16 protein-coding genes are annotated in these 19,087 nt (G+C 34.1%); 10 read left to right on the top strand and 6 right to left on the bottom strand.

Going from position 1 to position 19,087, the window contains the following annotated elements; genetic code table 11:
- Positions 1-91 precede the first annotated feature (91 nt).
- Together LVD51_RS19405 and LVD51_RS19400 are read right to left on the bottom strand one after the other, a co-directional pair.
- On the bottom strand, positions 92-856 hold the full coding sequence (locus tag LVD51_RS19405) for a hypothetical protein (protein ID WP_236973038.1): 765 nt from the start codon (positions 854-856) through the stop codon (positions 92-94).
- 43 nt (positions 857-899) lie between these two features.
- Positions 900-1,322, bottom strand: coding sequence for a hypothetical protein (locus tag LVD51_RS19400; RefSeq protein WP_236973037.1), 423 nt, complete (start codon positions 1,320-1,322; stop codon positions 900-902).
- 533 nt (positions 1,323-1,855) lie between these two features.
- Between LVD51_RS19400 and LVD51_RS19395 the strand changes: the two genes are divergently transcribed.
- The 7 genes from LVD51_RS19395 (at position 1,856) to LVD51_RS19365 (ending at position 8,915) form a co-directional block, all read left to right on the top strand.
- Positions 1,856-2,923, top strand: a complete 1,068-nt coding sequence (locus LVD51_RS19395) for an NAD-dependent epimerase/dehydratase family protein (protein WP_236973036.1) — start codon at positions 1,856-1,858, stop codon at positions 2,921-2,923.
- A gap of 394 nt (positions 2,924-3,317) precedes the next feature.
- Positions 3,318-4,367 carry an MBL fold metallo-hydrolase gene (locus tag LVD51_RS19390; RefSeq protein ID WP_236973035.1) on the top strand — a complete coding sequence of 350 codons (1,050 nt, stop codon included), beginning with the start codon at positions 3,318-3,320 and terminating at the stop codon, positions 4,365-4,367.
- 569 nt (positions 4,368-4,936) lie between these two features.
- Complete coding sequence (locus tag LVD51_RS19385) at positions 4,937-5,662, top strand: SDR family oxidoreductase (protein ID WP_236973034.1); 726 nt, start codon at positions 4,937-4,939, stop codon at positions 5,660-5,662.
- Between the two features lie 326 nt (positions 5,663-5,988).
- Entirely contained in the window at positions 5,989-6,639 is a 651-nt protein-coding gene (locus LVD51_RS19380; RefSeq protein ID WP_236973033.1) for a DsbA family oxidoreductase, read from the top strand.
- A gap of 201 nt (positions 6,640-6,840) precedes the next feature.
- Positions 6,841-7,284, top strand: a complete 444-nt coding sequence (locus LVD51_RS19375; RefSeq protein ID WP_236973032.1) for a TlpA family protein disulfide reductase — start codon at positions 6,841-6,843, stop codon at positions 7,282-7,284.
- A 69-nt stretch (positions 7,285-7,353) separates the two neighbouring features.
- Positions 7,354-7,941 carry a TetR/AcrR family transcriptional regulator gene (locus LVD51_RS20075; protein ID WP_262912820.1) on the top strand — a complete coding sequence of 196 codons (588 nt, stop codon included), beginning with the start codon at positions 7,354-7,356 and terminating at the stop codon, positions 7,939-7,941.
- 113 nt (positions 7,942-8,054) lie between these two features.
- Entirely contained in the window at positions 8,055-8,915 is an 861-nt protein-coding gene (locus tag LVD51_RS19365) for an SDR family oxidoreductase (RefSeq protein ID WP_236973031.1), read from the top strand.
- 833 nt (positions 8,916-9,748) lie between these two features.
- On the opposite strand, the gene LVD51_RS19360 is transcribed toward LVD51_RS19365, so the two are convergent.
- Both LVD51_RS19360 and LVD51_RS19355 read right to left on the bottom strand, forming a co-directional pair.
- The gene (locus LVD51_RS19360) at positions 9,749-10,849 is read right to left on the bottom strand and encodes a serine hydrolase domain-containing protein (protein ID WP_236973030.1); all 1,101 of its coding nucleotides are present in this window, start codon (positions 10,847-10,849) and stop codon (positions 9,749-9,751) included.
- A gap of 111 nt (positions 10,850-10,960) precedes the next feature.
- A complete protein-coding gene (locus LVD51_RS19355; protein WP_236973029.1) occupies positions 10,961-11,422 on the bottom strand; it encodes an Lrp/AsnC family transcriptional regulator in 462 nt (153 codons plus the stop codon).
- 164 nt (positions 11,423-11,586) lie between these two features.
- On the opposite strand from LVD51_RS19355, the gene LVD51_RS19350 reads away from it, so the two are divergent.
- From LVD51_RS19350 to LVD51_RS19340, 3 genes are all read left to right on the top strand, one after another.
- Positions 11,587-12,555, top strand: coding sequence for an NAD-dependent epimerase/dehydratase family protein (locus tag LVD51_RS19350; protein WP_236973028.1), 969 nt, complete (start codon positions 11,587-11,589; stop codon positions 12,553-12,555).
- A 4-nt stretch (positions 12,556-12,559) separates the two neighbouring features.
- The gene (kbl, locus tag LVD51_RS19345) at positions 12,560-13,747 is read left to right on the top strand and encodes a glycine C-acetyltransferase (RefSeq protein WP_236973027.1); all 1,188 of its coding nucleotides are present in this window, start codon (positions 12,560-12,562) and stop codon (positions 13,745-13,747) included.
- A 412-nt stretch (positions 13,748-14,159) separates the two neighbouring features.
- The gene (locus tag LVD51_RS19340; RefSeq protein WP_236973026.1) at positions 14,160-15,020 is read left to right on the top strand and encodes an AraC family transcriptional regulator; all 861 of its coding nucleotides are present in this window, start codon (positions 14,160-14,162) and stop codon (positions 15,018-15,020) included.
- A gap of 159 nt (positions 15,021-15,179) precedes the next feature.
- On the opposite strand, the gene LVD51_RS19335 is transcribed toward LVD51_RS19340, so the two are convergent.
- Together LVD51_RS19335 and budA are read right to left on the bottom strand one after the other, a co-directional pair.
- On the bottom strand, positions 15,180-16,640 hold the full coding sequence (locus tag LVD51_RS19335; protein WP_236973025.1) for an amidohydrolase family protein: 1,461 nt from the start codon (positions 16,638-16,640) through the stop codon (positions 15,180-15,182).
- 492 nt (positions 16,641-17,132) lie between these two features.
- On the bottom strand, positions 17,133-18,707 hold the full coding sequence (gene budA, locus LVD51_RS19330) for an acetolactate decarboxylase (RefSeq protein ID WP_236973024.1): 1,575 nt from the start codon (positions 18,705-18,707) through the stop codon (positions 17,133-17,135).
- Between the last annotated feature and the right edge of the window lie 380 nt (positions 18,708-19,087).

Below are 19,087 nucleotides of genomic sequence, written 5' to 3'. Positions count from 1 at the left end.
CCTAATCTTACTTCCCAAAAGAGGGAAGTAGAATAATATTATTTTTAAACAAAGACACAGTTAAATGAACTATCCCGGACTATGTAGTATTTTATAATGTCCACTCATAATCATCTTCCTCACTTAATATTTTAAATATTTGATAACCAAATTCAGTTATGTAGCCTAATAGTCTAGTAAATGTATTAAAATCAAAATTTAAAATTAATGTTTCACCTTTAAGTTCATTTAGAGGCAATAAATATTCAAAAAGAGATCTATAATAGTTGTTATTGGGAATTTTAGAGGTTTTTAAAACTCCTTGAGAATGTGTTATTGCGTGCCGTACTTCTGAGAATATTTTAAATGTCTCTGAAAATTTAAAATTTGTTAGATTATTTTTTGAATAGTTTTGAAATCTTGTTTTTCCTGCTTTTTGGATTAATTTAAAAACTTCATTACCACCTTTTAAAGAATGCCTGGAGTAATTTTTATCTTTAGGTAAAGAATTTTTAAAGGATTCATCTGCATTTATCTTAATATAAATTAAGTCTTTAAAGAGGGTTTCTAGTGCTTCATAACTTTGAGAATAATATAATCCAAACTCTCTAGAAAGTACTTTGTGAACTTCATTGGCATAATCTTCTCTAAAGGTAGTTTTAGTGACTCCCGTGTGGTATTTTAGTTTCGAACCATTATCAAATGATCCTGTCCAGTCTTGTATTATTAATGTAGTTGCAGAAAAGAAAGTAGTTCTATCGTCAGAATAATTTTCAACATCCTTTAGAAGAATTTTATTTAACCGTATAGAAGTATGTTTGAAATCTGTTATTGTTTCAAAAAATTTGGTTAAATATATTTTATAAGGATTTTTCATTTTAATATTGTTTTTTAAGATAAGCATATAGTGTTGTAACTGATTATAATAAGCCTTGCACTAAAAACCTTATTATATTTAGTTTAAATATTCCCCATATTTCTAGGTTTCCGTTACTTAATATTATTCTTTCGAATATAGGTATTGTAAGTTCATATACAAAGTTGTTATTTTTACTTTTATCAGATACTTGTTTAATTTTAAATATCAGTTGAACTAAAATGATATTAAACTTCCAATTATTCACTCTATAGTTTTTGTGTATTGACTTAAGTATTTCATTTGAACCAAAAACTATTTTAGAGCGTTTTGCCTGGGTCAATCGACTATTAATCGGATCTAAAAGTACTGGCTCTGAAATCCAATGATTATTCCTCATTACTTGAGCAAAAAGAAGATCATAATCCTCTTTACTACAGCTTGCATTCTTTACATTACCGTTTATTCTTTGCGTACAGCTATACATTGAATAAAATGTATTTTACTATTTCTAGTGTTATACCAAATTAAATCAGCAATTTCATGGGCTCCGTCATCAAGAAATATGACATCTATTCTTATAACAATAGATGGTTTCAACAATTTTATTGTAAGATTAAAAACAAGAAAATTTCAAATATGATTATCAACATAAGCTTCACTTTTTGTGTCGCCACCATTCCAATTTTTTTCTACCCATATTTTATCTGGTAGGACTTCTTTTGAATTATTTTGAAGAAATCTTTAGCTGTGTTATCCTCATAAATGCTATTTTTTAAAATTTGTATTTTTAATACCGAGGTTAAGGAATTTCAATATAAGAACCTTTTAAAACTAGGACTGTTATAAATAGGACTTTGAATGGAATACCGATGGGCAATTTAGATTTTATGAAATTGCTACCAATATTGTTAAGCATAAACCTGGTGACAATCTATATTCAGTTTTAAAGTCAAATTGATGGATTTCATATTTTTAAAAGCGTGAAATTCACGTAAAATATAAACCAAACTTAGAACCATGACAGTCATAGATAAATCAAAACCAGTAATGGTAACCGGAGCCAATGGCTATGTGGCCAGCTGGTTGGTAAAACATCTTTTAGATAACGGATTTACCGTACATGCAGCAGTAAGAGATCCAGAAAATAAAGAAAAAATAGGTCATTTAGACCAGGCTGCAGAAAATGCTAATGGAAAAATTAAATTTTTTAAAACTGATTTATTAAAAAAGGGCTCGTACAAGGATGCCATGGAGGGATGTGAATTGGTTTTTCATACCGCCTCTCCCTTTTCTATGGATGTCAAAGACCCTCAGAAGGAATTAATCGAGCCAGCAGTTATGGGTACCGAAAATGTATTGCTAACGGCCAATGAAGTGACTTCCGTCAAACGGATTGTAGTTACCAGTAGTTGTGCAGCCATTTATACCGATGCCATTGACACCGTTAATGCACCCGGAGGTCATTTGACGGAAGATGTATGGAATACTACTGCTTCCCTAACATATCAACCTTATTCATATTCCAAGACCTTGGCTGAACAAAAAGCTTGGGAGCTAGCTAAACTTCAAGACAGATGGGATTTAGTTACCATAAATCCTAGCTTGGTTTTAGGCCCTGCTTTAAATCCCAAAAATACAACTTCTGAGAGTGTGAATATTCTAAAGCTGATGGGAGGTGGAGAACTTAAAATGGGAGCACCAAAAATGGGCGTAGGTGTGGTTGATGTAAGGGATTTGGCATTGGCTCATTATAAGGCTGGATTTATACCAGAGGCTGAAGGGCGGTATATCACTTCTGCGTATAATACCAATTTTGTAGAAATGAGTAAAATCTTGCTGCCCAAATATGGTGATCAATTTCCATTGCCTAAAAAAGCATTACCCAAATGGTTCCTAATGTTATTTGGCCCCATGACTAATAAACTATTTACGCGAAAATATATTCGAAACAATGTCAATATTCCATGGAAGGCCGACAACAGCAAGATTAAGCGTGAATTGAGAATATCTTTTAGGCCGATGAAAGAAACTTTAGAGGATTCATTTCAGGTTTTAATTGATGCCGGCATTTTAAAAGCAAAATAAAATACTGCATATTTTACACCTTAAACTACGTCTTGATATCATAAAAATATAAACAACCGCATATAGTCAATTGGCTGTATTATTATGTAAGCATTGAAAATACATAGAATAAAATAGCGTTTTGATAAAAGATCAATTACAAGAGAATTTTTTTCGTGGAACAATTTATACTGATTTAAAAAAGAATGAGGCTTCCATATATGATTTAGTTATCAATCTATAATATATGATGCCGTAGATATCGATGCCAATAATTTTATCGTTCTATCCACCTATCTTGTTTTAAATCAGGTAGAGAATTATATTACATTTCTTGATTTATATGATAATACAACGATAAGATCATGATACAAGATAGTGGTTATGTCTATCACATTAAACAAAAATAGGAAAGATGAATCAATGGAGACTACAGTTTGGGGCAAAACCCAAAGAACATGAAGTCAATACATATAGTGAGTCTAATCATTGGCAAGATGGAAAATTTCAAAATTTAGAAGAGACTGATATGTCATTAAAGTTTTGGGAAATTCCTGTGCTATTGTACAAACAAATGACGGATAAAAAGAAGAGAGAACCTCAGCAATCCTTGCCAATTATTCCATTTGATCCAGGCTTGTTTTTAGATGAAAATAGAAAACCACAGTTTCTCTGGTATGGACATTCAGCTTTATTGATGAGATTGGATTCCAAAACCATTCTTATCGATCCTATGTTGGGTCCAGATGCAGCACCTATAGCACCCACCCAGACCAAACGATTTTCGGATAATACACTCGATTTAATCGATCACCTACCAGAAATTGACTTAATACTCCTCAGTCATGATCACTATGATCACTTGGATTATGATAGCATTCAAAAATTAAAGGGAAAGACGAAAGAATACTTTGTCGCTCTGGGAGTCAAACGACATCTGGTTAAATGGGGGATAGAGGCAGATAAGATTAAGGAATTTGATTGGTGGGATTACCAATATTTGGATTCCCTAGAAATTCATTTCACACCCACTCGTCATTTTTCGGGTCGAGGACTGACAGATAGAGCAAAATCTCTCTGGGGAGGATGGGTATTCAAATCTGATTCCAATAAAATATGGTTTAGCGGAGATGGCGGATATGGAGACCATTTCAAAGAGATTGGATCTAGACTAGGACCGTTTGATTTTGGATTTATGGAATGTGGACAATACAACGAAAAATGGCGATTAATCCATTTATTCCCAGATGAAAGTGTTCAAGCGGCCTTGGATGCAAAAGTCAATAAAGTTATGCCCGTTCATTGGTGTGGATTCTCACTATCTCATCACAGTTGGCAGGAACCAGCTATTGAGTTTGTTGAAAATTGTCAGAAGAAGGAATTAGAATATATGGTTCCTCGATTGGGAGAAATCAATGAATTTAACTCCCATTATAACCAAGAAAAGTGGTGGCTGACTTATTAAACAAATAAAAATTGATTCCACCTATATCGTGAGCAGTAGGAGAACTAATATTTGGTCATCTGCAATATCAATCTTATCTCATCATATTAATATTAACGTCTTTTTAAGTGCATTGTGAAATCTATCATGGCATTGGTAATGAAACTTGTCTATTCATCTCGACAAGGATTAATCTTTAAAGAGGACATTTCTAATAATTACAAACACAACAGCACATTGAAACTGCAATCGAATGGTGTTAACGATTATTAATCCACCGGCATCTATCTTTGTTCCCTTATGTAATCTACTCTTTACTTTGTGGTGAAATTCCCCTAATCAAAGCGACAAGGTTAGATCTCTGAAAAGGATTAAATAATTTAAAAAGTAAAAGCTTAAAACTTCTCGATTAGACCACATTTCCTTTCAATTACCAAAGTTTAATGGATTTCAATGGACCTTAAGAATTTGAGAAAAAATAAAAATATCATTAATCTTTAAACAATCTAAGCATATGCTTAGTTACTATTCCATCTTATGTATAACACTTAAGAAATTTTTATTTACAAAATTCATACAACAAAATCATTATGAGTATTTCAATCGAAAACAAAGTTGCATTAGTTACAGGAGCCAATCGCGGAATAGGAAAAGCCATCGTAGAATCATTTCTTAATAAAGGAGCTAAAAAAGTTTATTTAGCCGTAAGAAATATTCAATCTACCAAAGAATTAGAAGAGAAATATGGAGATAGCGTAGTTACTGTTCATGCCGATTTAGCCGATAAGAATTCTATAATTAAATTAGCAGAAACTGCTGTGGATGTCGATGTATTGGTCAATAATGCCGGTGTAGGCAAACCCTATGCAACCATTGGCAAAGATGCTGAAGCAGATTTTGCAGAACAATTGGAAGTAAACGCATATGGATTATTGCGCATTGCCAATGCATTTGCCGATACTTTGATTAAAAATAAAGGAGCATTGGTACAATTGAATTCAGTAGCGTCAATTAAAAATTTTGCCCCTCTGTCTACATATTCCGCTTCCAAAGCAGCCGCCTATTCTTTGACACAAGGACTGCGATCCGACCTCGGTGCGAAAGGTGTAACTATCCTCAGTGTACATCCTGGCCCCATTGCTACCGATATGGGCGTTGCAGCTGGATTTAGCGATGGAGCTTCACCGAGTTTGGTAGCAGACGGTATAGTATCCTCACTCAAAAATGGTGACTTCCATTTATTCCCAGATCCAATGGCCAAACAATTTGAATCAGCCTACAGTGGATATGCAGAAAATGTGGTTTTAGCAGAATAATACATCATTATTGATATAATAGTCCAATAAATTACCATTGAAAAATGATGTCATTTTGATGTGGATATTAATCATTATAACCACTTTATATAACTGGAATAATGATCAGATGTAGTGAGCAAAACTAATCTTATTAATTGTAAAAAATTAGATATCAATACCCATTTACAGCCCATTTATCATATATTAAATACCTTGGTTTTATAGATTTTCGTTTAATTGCAAACGTCCTTTATACCCAGGATGGCTGAAATAATGAGTAATTTGCCAAAATTTACCAATACAGAACTCGTTATACTGTTTAGCGAAATTTATGAATAGAAATTATGGAGAAAAAATTGAAAATTGACATTATATCTGATGTAGTATGTCCTTGGTGTACGATTGGATACAAAAGACTGGAAAAAGCTATTAATGAATTGAATGTTTCCGATAAAATTGAAATCGAATGGCAGCCTTTTGAACTCAATCCAAGAATGCCAGTAGAAGGAGAAAACATCATTGAACATATTTCCAATAAATATGGGTCAAGTATTGAAGAGCAAAGACAATCCCAGGAAAGAATGGCAACCTATGGAGCTGAACTGGGTTTCACTTTTGACTATTTCGATGAAATGAGAATCGTGAATACCAGAGATGCCCACGTATTACTTGAATATGCCAAAGAAGAAGGGAAACAAACTGATCTTAAAATGAGGTTGGTAACCGCTTTTTTCAGCGAACGAAAAGATGTTTCCGATAGACAAGTATTATTGCAAGAATTACAGACCGTGGGATTGAATCCTGAGGAAGCTGAACGAAGACTGAAGGACGAAGGAGCGAGACAACGTGTAACTGATAAGGAAGGATACTGGCATAGTAGGGGAGTAGCTTCGGTGCCAACCATCGTATTTGATAATCAAAGTGCTGTCACAGGAGCACAACCAGTGGACGTATTCAAACAAGTATTGACACAGATGTTGGAAGAAAAAACCTAAAAGGTTTAGTTATAAATTCACTATTCAATCCTATATATTAATTTTCAAAATAATGTATAGGATTGATTGTATTTTGTAGTAAACCAGTATTCGGCTTATCATATCCTCTTTATATGAATCCACAATACTATACCAAAAAGTTAATGCGATACAACAACTCATGAGTCTATATTATACCAATCGAAGTAATATACAATAGAAATGAAAATCATAGAATCTATTTGGGTAAAGGATTTAGAAGGTCAAGAAGTTGATTTAATCTCCCGATACAAGGACAGAGCATTGTTAATCATTATCTATAACAATCGCTGTCTTGGCTGTACCGGTAGAGCTATTCCTCTGGCCTACGAATACCAACAAAAATTGAAAGATTTACAAGTCCTTGGAATCCATAGTAATTTTGGAAAAGAAATAACTTCAAAGCAAGACATATACAATATTTTCACTTCGGGGCAACCACCATTTCCCATTTATATAGATGAGAATCATAAGGTCTATGACGCGTTTCAAGCTGAAGGAACACCGCAATGGTTATTGATAACCAGTAATGGTCAGTTGTATAGATCGATATTTGGTTCCCAGGAAGGGGCGCAAAATAGGTTGTCCTATGCCTTAGAAGTACTTCTACAAGGAGGAGACCAGTAAATTACCTAGCCCAACCTGAACAGCTACTTGTGTTTTTAAAAAAAAATAATAAAATAAATTTCAATTCAATTGGAATATTCATTCCAATATACTTATATTCGCAATGTGAATAAAAAGGAAAACATATTAAACTCTGCCTTGGACTTGTTATCCAAAAATGGATTGCATAATACTCCAATGTCGGCCATTGCCAAAGCAGCAGGTACAGGTATGGGAACCATTTACAATCATTTTCCCAACAAGGAAATATTGATTAACGAAATATATGTCAATATTAAAGGAAGAGAAAAATCTGCTTTCCCATCTTATGATATTGACCAACCTATTAAGACACAATTTGAATCCTATTTATCTTCTATAATATTTTTCTTTATTGAAAATCCAGTGTGTTTTGAATTCATGGAACAGTTGCAAGCCTCTCCAATTATCACTGAGGATAGTAGGGCAGAAGGTCTCAAAGCCATAGAACCTGTCAAGATTTTATTGTACAAAGGAAAGAAACAGCGAATTATAAAGGATATTGACAACGAGGAACTCCTTATGTTTGTAGGAGGAGCTGTCTTGTCTTATTTGAGATGGTACTTTAGTCAACCTGACATAAAACAACATAGTCTTTCAAATCTTAAAAGGATGGTTTGGGACGCTATTAAAGAATAATTTTTTTTATCAAACAAAAGAATGAACGTTCACTCCATTTGCAAATATCAGGAAAGAATGTTCGTTCCACTCATTAAAACAGGAGTGAATGTTCATTCCGAAATAACAATATTATGAAAAAGAATGTATTAATCACAGGTAGTTCATCGGGAGTAGGATTGGAGTCCGCTATTTTATTTGCAAAGCATGGCTATAAAGTTTATGCCACAATGAGAAATTTGGATAAATCCAATATATTAAAAGATAGGCTTTCTACAGAAGGGCTAAGGATTGATATATTGCCCCTTGATGTCACCGATATTTCCTCAATTCAAGCTGCCGTACAAAATATTTTGGATAAAGATGGTCGATTAGACATCTTGGTTAACAATGCTGGAGCAGGTTTTGGTAAAACCACAGAGCAGGCTACAGAAGAGGAAATAAGATGGGTGACCGATGTAAATTACCATGGTGTTGTTTTTTGTACCCAAGCTGTTCTACCTCATATGAGAAAGCAAAGGTCGGGACAGATTATCAATATAACCTCAGTTGGTGGCTTGGTAGGGCAACCATTTAATGAACTATATTGCGGTGCAAAATTTGCAGTAGAAGGCTATATGGAAGGATTGGCCACTTATGTGAGTGATGCCTTTAATATCAAAATTACTAATGTTGAACCAGGAGGTATATCTACTGCATTCATGGAATCCGCCATTGCTAAAACCATAAGCGAAGGACAATTGGCAACCGGAGAATATCAAGCTATTTTCGAAAAATACATGGCGGGAAATGTCGCTCGAGCTAATGAAGGTGAACAGCAAGTATATCAAACCGGAGAAGAAGTTGCTGGAGTTATCCTTAAGGTCGCAAATACCCCCAATCCTCCGTTTCGAACACGCACTTCGGAATGGGCAGAAAATTTCTGTCGGTTAAAAACACAGGCTGATCCTGATGGTCTAAAATTAATCCAACAGATTAAGGACAGTTTTTTATAATAGAATTATGAAAGTAATATATTGGTATTCAACCATTATCGTTTCTGGTTTCCTATTGATAAGTTCATACTCCTATTTATTTAGTCAAGCTACCATCAATGGAATTAGATTTTCCTGATTATTTTAGAATCGAATGGGCAGTTTAAAAGAGCATGGCCGCAATTATAATAATATGGCCTTCTCCTTTGTCACTATTAATTAAAGAGTGGGCATATGTTGGAGTTGGGCTTTCTCGCTTGACAGTATTTGTGGCCCAAGCCCATAAAGACTATAGTTTAATCCATGTCCTATTCATAGGACTCACGGTTGTCTTGATTATTTCAAATATATAAATACAAATGGAAACCTATTATTGAATTGTAATTCAGGATTGAAACCGGAATAAATCTATAATGGACGTCTATATTGCTTTTTCAGGAAAGTTTGTTGAGTAGAATCAAATTGACAACTGACAATTACCATAAAGTCTAGTCTCAAACTAAGTGTCGTGACTAGACTTTGTGATAATTGTCTAATAAGTAGATCAGATTATATTGTACAAACCTCCTTCCCTCAGTTACGGAATCATAAATACCTTCCGTAAAATTAATCTCGTTGACGCATTATAATTTATGCATGTATTAATATTGTAATGCACAATTGATTTATTAGCTTATTCTGGGTTTCTTATCTAGCACTTTATATATTGATTAATTACCATGTAATCAGGGTGTAATCCGTATAAGATCACTCAGTAGAATTTCCCATACAAAGGTAGGTAATTGAGGAAGAGCCATTTAATTCATTTATTTTGAGAGTTTAAAAACCGTACATTAGGTTACAATTTCCCATGGTTAATCCTCTCTCAATGAATCTAATAATTCAAAACAAAGCTGTTCAATTAAGTCCATATCTTTATGAAACGCGGAAACATTTGATAAAACCACCGCAGCTTGTTTAGCTTCTTTATTAAGGGCAATACATGAGGTATATCCGCCTGTACCACCATTATGCCATAAAATATTCTCTCCATCCGATTGGTTAGTTATATGCCAGCCCAATCCTATATCCATTTTGGAATTCACCTTAAAATTAGCCTCTGTAGTCATTTGTAGAGCGGTATTTGATTCGTCCATAATGGCCGTGGCAAAATAGGAGAGGTCTCTGACGGTTGACTTAATATCCCCAGCTCCCCTTAAAACATTTAAATCCCAATTGGTTGTTGGTTGACCAAAGCTATTTAACCCCACCACTAAATGACCTAACTCTGAAGCATACTGAGTAGATGAATGACTCATATTGTATTTGGAGAAAATAAATTGATGTAGTAAATTTTCATAATCTACATTTGTATATAAGGTCAATATATAACCCAACAAACCAGTGCCCAAATTGGAATAATCGTATTTCTCTCCAGGCCGATTAGACAGTGCAATATGATGAGTGAGATATTCCTTTAATTTTTCTTCGCCATAATCCTTATAAGGATTGTTGATATCTACCTTATATAGATCTAAATTAGATGGAAGTCGAGGTAGTCCTGAACTGTGATTAGACAATTGTTTGAGGGTTATTTTTTCATTTATTGCTATTGGAAAAGGCAGATATTGTTGGATACTATCATCAAGTTGCATTTTATTGGACACAACCATCTCAGCCAAGAGAGCAGCTGTGAATACTTTGGTAATCGACCCAATTTCAAATAGGTGATCAGCATTGTTGACCTCGACGATACTGTCTTTTTCTAGCTCTACACCATAATAATGGACTTCCCCATCCGTCATTATAGCAATTGCCAATTGACTGTGCTGTGGATATGATTTGATCTTCTCGAAAATAAAATGCTTCTGTTTATCATTAAAGCCGTTTTCCTGAATATCTACAATCGAATTGGTTTGGGCAATACAATGATAGTTCCATAATATTATCGGTAATAGAAATATAAAATACTTCATTATAGATTTAAAATTTAGCCCTAAAGTTAATTATTTTTAATTGTGAGAGCTCTTATAAAATACAATAATAAATTGATTCACTTGACGGTAGAGCCCTTTAGATACTCCATATTAAATATAATATTCTGTGGTATGTAGGATTTCTTTTAGCACGAAATAGCTTTCCAGCACTCCAATATTTTCAATTTTTGACAATTTTAATCTGACAAAATCGTGATAGTCTTCTAAATTTGCCAAATTGATCTTAAGAAAAAAATCAACCTTGCCCGCCATATGGTAGCATTCTTGAACTTCTGCTAATTCTTTAATCTGTCTCTCAAATTTGTCGATAAATCCCTCATCGTGGTATCTAAGCGACACCATACAAATGGCTGTAACCGGTCTATTAATTCTGTTTTTTGATAAGAGTGCTACATATTTTTTTATATACCCACCCTTTTCGAGCCGTCGTATCCGTTCGTAAACTGGAGTAGCTGTCAGACAAAGTGTTTGGGCTATCTCCTTAGTAGTTTTCTTGGAATCTTCTTGCAAAATCCTCAAGATTCGCAAATCTATTTCGTCCAATCTTTCCATTGTAGATAAATTTTCTTTTTGGGGTTATTATTTTATTTTAGAATAGATAAATATATGCTAATGTATTTATTTTTCAGATAAAACATCTTATATTTTAACTATAGATAGGTTATTTTGTTGCACATCAGGAATATTACGTATTTTTACACCATAAGATTATGATTATGGAAAATGAAAAAATATTAATAACGGGTGCAGGAGGCCAATTGGGTAGAGTACTGACGCAGGCTTTAATTGACAATTATGGACCACAGTCGGTAATTGCTTCTGACATCCTTCCTATTTCGAATTTTGACTGTCCATTTGAAATCCTCGATGCCCATAATGTAGCCGATATCAATAAAATCATACATCAATATAAAATTACACAAATCTATCATCTCGCCGCCATCTTGTCTGCAAAGGGTGAAAATAATCCACTGGCCACTTGGGACATAAACATTACCACCTTGTTTAATGTATTAGAATGTGCTAAGGATAGTAATCTTAAAAAACTATTTTTCCCCAGTTCTATTGCCGTTTACGGAACTGCAGCACCAAAAATAAATACCCCACAGCATGTATTCCTCAATCCATCTACTGTCTACGGCATGAGTAAGGTAGCGGGAGAGCAATGGATTCAGTATTATTATTCCAAATACGGTTTAGACATCAGGTCGCTGAGATATCCCGGCATCATAGGTCATCAAACTATGCCTGGTGGTGGCACGACAGATTATGCTGTAGACATATATCACAGTGCGGTAAAAAATAAAACCTTTGTTTGTTATATAAAAGAAGACACCGTTCTTCCAATGATATATATCGACGACGCCATACGAGCAACCCTTGAACTGATGGAAGCTCCAAAAGAAAATATTAAATTGAGATCATCATATAATTTGCAAGGATTGAGCTTTGCTCCCAAGGAAATAGTAGAATCGATTAGGCAACATTATCCCCATTTTGAAGTAGTCTATCAACCAGATTTCAGGCAATCCATTGCCGACACCTGGCCTCAGTCTGTAGACGATAGTGAGGCAAGACAGGATTGGGGCTGGAGACCTCATTTTAGTTTAGACGATATTAGCGTAGAAATGATTACCCAACTCTGCTATAGATATGAATTAAACATTCCATTAACCCAATTATAGAACTATGTTATCATCCATTAAAAAACAATTACAAGAGGAGATCGCCAATCTCGAGAAGGCTTCCTTGTATAAAAATGAACGCGTTATTACCACTCCTCAAGGTGCTGAAATAAAGACGGTGAATGGAGGAGAAGTACTCAATTTTTGCGCCAATAATTATCTGGGATTATCTTCACATCCTGAGGTAATTGAAGCTGGAATTCAAACCATGAAAACTCATGGATTTGGACTGTCTTCAGTTCGTTTTATTTGCGGCACTCAAGATATTCACAAGGAATTAGAGAGAAAGACAGCAGATTTTTTGGGTATGGAAGATTGCATTCTATATGCCGCTGCTTTCGATGCCAATGGCGGTTTATTTGAGCCTTTGTTAAATGCTGAGGACGCCATTATTTCAGATGCTTTGAACCATGCATCCATTATTGACGGTATACGACTGTGTAAGGCGGCTCGGTTTCGCTATGCTCACAACGACATGGAGGCTTTGGAGGCCGAGCTAGTGAAAGCTTCCAAGGCTCGGCGTAAACTCATAGTAACGGATGGAGTTTTTTCAATGGATGGAACCATCGCCCAATTAGATGTCATTTGCGATTTGGCAGATAAGTACGGTGCTATGGTAATGGTGGATGAATGTCATGCAACAGGATTCGTAGGTAAAACCGGTAGAGGCAGTATTGAATACCGCAATGTAATCCATAGGGTAGATATTGTTACTGGCACCTACGGTAAGGCCTTGGGGGGTGGTTCTGGTGGATTTACTGCGGCGAGCGTGGAAGTTGTAGCCATATTGCGTCAAAAGTCTCGTCCTTATTTGTTTTCCAACACCTTACCTCCTTGTATTGTAGGGGCTTCCATTAAAGCTTTGGATATTTTGTCACAGTCCAACCATTTAATAGGAAAGTTGCAAGCCAACACAGCTAAGTTTCGTAATTCTATGGTAAAAGCTGGATTTGAAATTTTGCCTGGAGAACACCCTATTGTACCGATTATGCTTCAGGATGCATCATTAGCTCAGAAATTTGCAGAACAATTGCTGGAAGAAGGCATCTATGTTGTGGCTTTCTTTTATCCAGTTGTCCCCAAGGGATTGGCTCGAATAAGAGTACAGATTTCCGCATCTCATGATGACCACCATATCGACAGGGCTATTGAAGCCTTTGTCAAAGTAGGTCGTAGACTTAATGTGATTTAAATAATTATTAAGAGTGTTTAATTAATTTCAACAAATGTAATAGACTCAATCTTTCATAGATTTTGAGTACTGGAACTAGAAATTAAACCAGAAATTTAAAAAGGTTTTAATATCTATGACTTGAATAGAAGGCCATTTTGATAATTATTTGATCTTAATATATAATATACCCTTATCTAACTTTTGTAAGGTAAGCATACTCTCACTAATACCTGGAAATTCATCATTTATAGCTACATCAATATCTTAGCCTATATAGACATAAATTCAGTTAAAAATTAGAATTATCTTGATGTATTATTCTACAAATTTTATAAGCCTGACATCGCTTCAAATTTTTGTTTTTATAGAATACTTTTTGTTCCATAAATACTGTTAAATTCATAGATCATAAGTCATAACAAAATCTGATTTGAATACCATTCCCAATATATCTTTCCAGACTACAGACAATATTAAAGAGTTTGAATTTATTAATCTTTCAACTTTATTTACAAAATTCAGGACGGAATTAGATCATAATCCCAATTTGCCACATCGCCTATCATTTTTTGCTTTAATAATAGTCAATAAAGGGAAGGGAAGCCACCAAATTGATTTAGTGGACTACTCTATTGAGAAAGGAAGTGTTCTCAAGATTGCCAAAGGCCAAGTCCATGCATTTGAGAAGAACCCAAAATATGAAGGTTATATGATAATATTTACTGAAGCTTTTATATTAAACTATTTCACACCCTCATCCATACAGCAAATTTCACACCTATATAATTATCATTTGTCTACCCCCATCGAAAATGGAGAAAAATTGAATGATGATTTTATTGAACAACTAATTCAAGAATTTAAGATAAAAAACACCTTTGGTCAAAAAAATATCATTGCCGCCATCTTGGCCTTATATTTACTAAAATTAGAGCGCAATTCAGAAAACAATCAACTGAATGATGAAAATTCAAAATACTATAATTTATTCATTCAATTTAAAAATTTAGTTGAACTCCACTATTCTAATACCAGAACGGTAAAAGACTATGCGAATATGATGTTTATATCAACCAAACATTTAAATCAGGTAGTCAAAGAATATACTTTAAATACAGCCAAAGCTTTTATTGACAATTACGTAATTATGGAAACAAAGAGAGCTATTGTCAGCACAGATAAAAGTCTCAAAGAAATTGCTTATGAAATTGGTTTTGAAGAGGTTACTAATTTCACTAAATTCTTCAAAAATATTACTGGAATATCACCTAAGGAATTTAGAATGCGTTAATAAATTCAAACTTAGTGAAAGTATTCTATAGAGAAATTCAACCTACAAATTGGTAGACAAGGGGATTCATTCCGGTAATTTTTCTATACTCTCTTGGAACTTAAATATTATAAAAATCCTCAATAGAAATAAAGCATTCAATAACCAGTCTTAATGAATTTATTCTCTACCAAATCCCCCTTTAATTGAATTCAGTATTTTCTTAGGATCGTAACCGATACCATTCTTAAACACTGTTTCTACTTTATTGATAACATTAGGATTATCTTGTAAATCACCATCGAGAATAATAAAATCTGCTCTTTTTCCAATTTGAATACTACCGATATCCGTCCGGCCAAGTGCTTTAGCGCCATTAGCAGTCATTATTTGAATGGCTTCTTCTGTAGTAAAGCCTGTTTCTCTGTGTAGGATAAAATTTCGTTGGTCCCCAAATCCCGGCAAAATATGCCTTCCGGCATCCACACCACTACAGAGCAATCCTCCCATTTTAAAAAATTGATATTCAAATTCCATAATACGCTTGAACCTTTGATTTCTTGTGGAATCCTTTATCTCATCGTTAAAATCGTTCCTTCTTGCCTCATACTGTGATTTTAGATAGGGCGACATAGAAATTAAGCTTTCCTTGTTGGCATAACTTCGATTAGGAATACTAGACTCAAATATGGCCAGAGTAGAAGTAAGAAAAACGTGGTTTTTGATCATGGTTTTTTGAAGGTTTACGACCTCTGAACTATTGATGACTAACTCATCCATATATTCTCTCCCCCCGTTACAAATTCCATAGTCTTTATCAGTTCTAAAATCACTTGCACTATTTAATCCATGCTCAATGCCATCTATCCCCAGGTTTGAAGCTTGTTCAAAGGTAAGGGAACACATATGCCCCCTAACTTTACCACCATGGTCATGGGCTAAATCTATTACAGTTTTTAAATCCTTTGGATTTATATTTCGATATACTTTAAACCATTTTATGCCCCGATCTATCCAATACAACATAGTATCTCGTAAATGTTGTTCATCTTTGGGAATGATCATATTGGGATTTCCTCCTTCACCAGTTATAAAAGGAGCACTAGGAATAATTTCTGGGCCCAATTTTTGACCGGATTTTATTTGTTCTGATAACAGTAACTCTGCGTCCGAATCAGTCGCCCCACAGGTTTGAATAGTCGTCACTCCAGAAGCCAAGTAAAGTTTTGCTGCAACTTCTCCAAGATTAGGAAATTGAGGAATGTGTAGATGGTTATGCATCCCAATTATACCGGGAATTATTGTCTTACCTCTCAAATTTACTACTTCCACACCTCCTGCCTCGTCGGCAGACAGGTCCAATAATTTGATATCATTACTCGATCCAAATTCTTTGATCAATCCATTTTCAATAATAAGCGTTTGATCTTCTAATATGGATTTTCCGCTACCATCAATAATTTTACCATGGGTAAATATCTGAACATTGTCCTTGAATTTTACATAGGGTAGGAGGGAATCAGAAAAGTTGTATTCATTGTTTTTAATAAATAATTCCGATGAATTCTGACCTACACAATCCAATGAAATTACTGAAGAGCTTAATAAAGCAACATATAAATAAAATCTCACAATATCCATGAAGACAAATTTAAAATAGGATAAAGAATATAAGTATGGATAACTTTTTAGTCACCACAAAAGTTATAAGCTAAATAACCTTTAAAAACTTTCAAACCATTGATTTACATATACAAGAGATCAATCTTCACCTCTTTCAAATTTCAATAGAGTAACGTATTTGGAAAATTTCTTTCATATTATACAAACACATATTTGTAGTAAAATAATATTGTATAACCTATATATTGTAGTTAAAATCTCTACACTTAAAGAAATCTTAGAAATTCTATGGCTATTTTAACCTTTTGTAGTTTATTAAAATGGTCGGTTTCCATCCCCAATATTCATAATGCATGAGGCAGTAGGGATAACCTCGACTCTTTACCCCAATAATAATTCGTATTAAAGTCCATAACCTTATATTCGCATAGAGAAAGCATACATCCCTAATTTTGGAAGGCTATAGAGTTCTTAACGCAAACCCTATTCCTCAATAAAATTCTACATCCGCTATCTTCCTTGTTCTACCTTCCTCAGGGATTCATTTTCTTTTTTTACAAAATCAAAATTTTGGAAATCCTCGTTATTGGGTGTCACCAATTCAAATGACTTTAATTGCGCAATTTCAATTTTTAAATTCTCCCCTTTAAAATCCAACATATGACCACCTAATTCTTTGTCATCGGATAAGTAGTGAAAATGAAATCCTCCAGCGTTAATACCATTTAAATAGTTGGGCAAAAGAAAACCTATCAAGCTACCATCAGTATTTTGGTGATTGAAAAAAGTTTGATGATGTAGGATGTCAGATAATTTGGGAAAGGGTTCTTTCTCAACAGGAGGAAAGGCTCGTGTTTTCACAAAATCAAAATGACCAGAAATTTTAATAGCGTACATTTGATTCTTACTGAGCAGTTCATTTTCAATGGATTCCAAAATAGCTGTTTTGTCGGTTCTGGAGGTTTCGATAAACCCTGTATCCGATTTAAAGAAAGTAACGCTGGCAAACGAAGTTAAATGGTCATCGGATAATTCGACAGTTTCTCCATTCACTTTAGTTTGATAGGCAATGCCATTGACGACTATGAGTTCTCCATCAATCATATCAGGAGCCCCAATACCAAAGTCGCCTTTTAATTTTAATTCTTTAATGGGGAGACTGCCGCGGTACAATCCTCCAATTAAGGCATCAATTACTCCATAATTATATAAATTTCCATATCCTTTATCCCGGTTATCTAAATCGTGATATTTAGAAATCAGGATTCGATTGTGAAGCATTTGAGCCATATATACTTTTGATGTTTTAACATCGTAGAATATATCGGCTATACTCTCTGGAGTAAAGCTGAAAGTAGACTCCATTTTTTTGAGATCATATGTCCAGATTTTTCCTTTTCCGTTTACTGGAAAGTTTATCCAATCCGAAATAATGAAATGTTGGTCATCCATCCATTCAATACCATCGAAAAAACTATCGGGAATATTGGGCAATTTTCTAAACTCTGAATTTTCAGATTGAATATACACCGAACCATCACCAAATTTACTTCCATTACTACACACTATCAATTGTTTGGTATTGGCATTGTATGATATTCCATTTGCTCCAGGAATGTTACTGATAATTTCATATGATTTTTGTTGTATATCAATTTTATATATGTTTCCCGAAATAGTCTCGGTTACCGCTAAAAATCCATTTTCTAATTTACAAATGTCATTTAGAAGCTCAGCACCAACTATATTAAGTTCAAATACTGTCTCTCTACTATCGATATTAAAACCCATTATTCTGAATAAATCAGCGACAAAAATCACATCTCCTACTATGGCCATACCTTTGGGAGCGTGAAGGACTCCCTGAGTGGGAAGAAACTTTTTATAGATGATTTTACCATCATCATCAATTTCACTAATAAATCCATCACCATCTCTACTATTAAAATCCTGACCTTGGCTCGAAACAAAAAATCGATGTCCATCTGAGGTTATGCTTTCTGGCATGGCAAAACCGTTGGAAACTTGCTGGGCAAATCCTAGGCTCTGAAATATCATTAAGACAACTATTATTATCAATCTCATACAAGGTAGGTTTTAACATTTTCACAAAAATACAAATATCTATTTTCATTATAAACAATAAACTACTATATATTTTAAAAAATTAAAATATACAAATCAATAATTTTAATTTTTCAACATGGTGGAATAGACGTGGTATTTCTCCGTAATTTTAAGTCTTCTTCATTTACTTATTGGAATCTAATTAGTTGGATTCGAATATGAATTGAGTAAATGGATAGCTAAGAACAGTCAGCATATAAGTGGAATACAGAGGTATAAATAATCTTCGATTTTTAAACCAATTGATTTTTAAAAATATTTCGAGACTGTTCAATTAAGTGTGTCTACTTATCTTAGCAAACTATGAAAAAAGAGAAGAAAAACGAGAAGGAAATACT

Origin of the sequence: Membranihabitans marinus, assembly GCF_021729155.1 — a bacterium.
Lineage (GTDB): Bacteria > Bacteroidota > Bacteroidia > Chitinophagales > Saprospiraceae > Membranihabitans > Membranihabitans marinus.
Note: the sequence above shows the minus strand (reverse complement) of the source record. Positions and strands in the feature narration are given on the sequence as shown.

Bases quoted from the DNA above. Each gene is read 5' to 3' on its own strand.
- LVD51_RS19405 (WP_236973038.1), bottom strand. From the start codon at position 856: ATGAAAAATCCTTATAAAATATATTTAACCAAATTTTTTGAAACAATA.
- LVD51_RS19400 (WP_236973037.1), bottom strand. From the start codon at position 1,322: ATGTATAGCTGTACGCAAAGAATAAACGGTAATGTAAAGAATGCAAGC.
- LVD51_RS19395 (WP_236973036.1), top strand. From the start codon at position 1,856: ATGACAGTCATAGATAAATCAAAACCAGTAATGGTAACCGGAGCCAAT.
- LVD51_RS19390 (WP_236973035.1), top strand. From the start codon at position 3,318: ATGAATCAATGGAGACTACAGTTTGGGGCAAAACCCAAAGAACATGAA.
- LVD51_RS19385 (WP_236973034.1), top strand. From the start codon at position 4,937: ATGAGTATTTCAATCGAAAACAAAGTTGCATTAGTTACAGGAGCCAAT.
- LVD51_RS19380 (WP_236973033.1), top strand. From the start codon at position 5,989: ATGGAGAAAAAATTGAAAATTGACATTATATCTGATGTAGTATGTCCT.
- LVD51_RS19375 (WP_236973032.1), top strand. From the start codon at position 6,841: ATGAAAATCATAGAATCTATTTGGGTAAAGGATTTAGAAGGTCAAGAA.
- LVD51_RS19365 (WP_236973031.1), top strand. From the start codon at position 8,055: ATGAAAAAGAATGTATTAATCACAGGTAGTTCATCGGGAGTAGGATTG.
- LVD51_RS19360 (WP_236973030.1), bottom strand. From the start codon at position 10,849: ATGAAGTATTTTATATTTCTATTACCGATAATATTATGGAACTATCAT.
- LVD51_RS19355 (WP_236973029.1), bottom strand. From the start codon at position 11,422: ATGGAAAGATTGGACGAAATAGATTTGCGAATCTTGAGGATTTTGCAA.
- LVD51_RS19350 (WP_236973028.1), top strand. From the start codon at position 11,587: ATGGAAAATGAAAAAATATTAATAACGGGTGCAGGAGGCCAATTGGGT.
- kbl (WP_236973027.1), top strand. From the start codon at position 12,560: ATGTTATCATCCATTAAAAAACAATTACAAGAGGAGATCGCCAATCTC.
- LVD51_RS19335 (WP_236973025.1), bottom strand. From the start codon at position 16,640: ATGGATATTGTGAGATTTTATTTATATGTTGCTTTATTAAGCTCTTCA.
- budA (WP_236973024.1), bottom strand. From the start codon at position 18,707: ATGAGATTGATAATAATAGTTGTCTTAATGATATTTCAGAGCCTAGGA.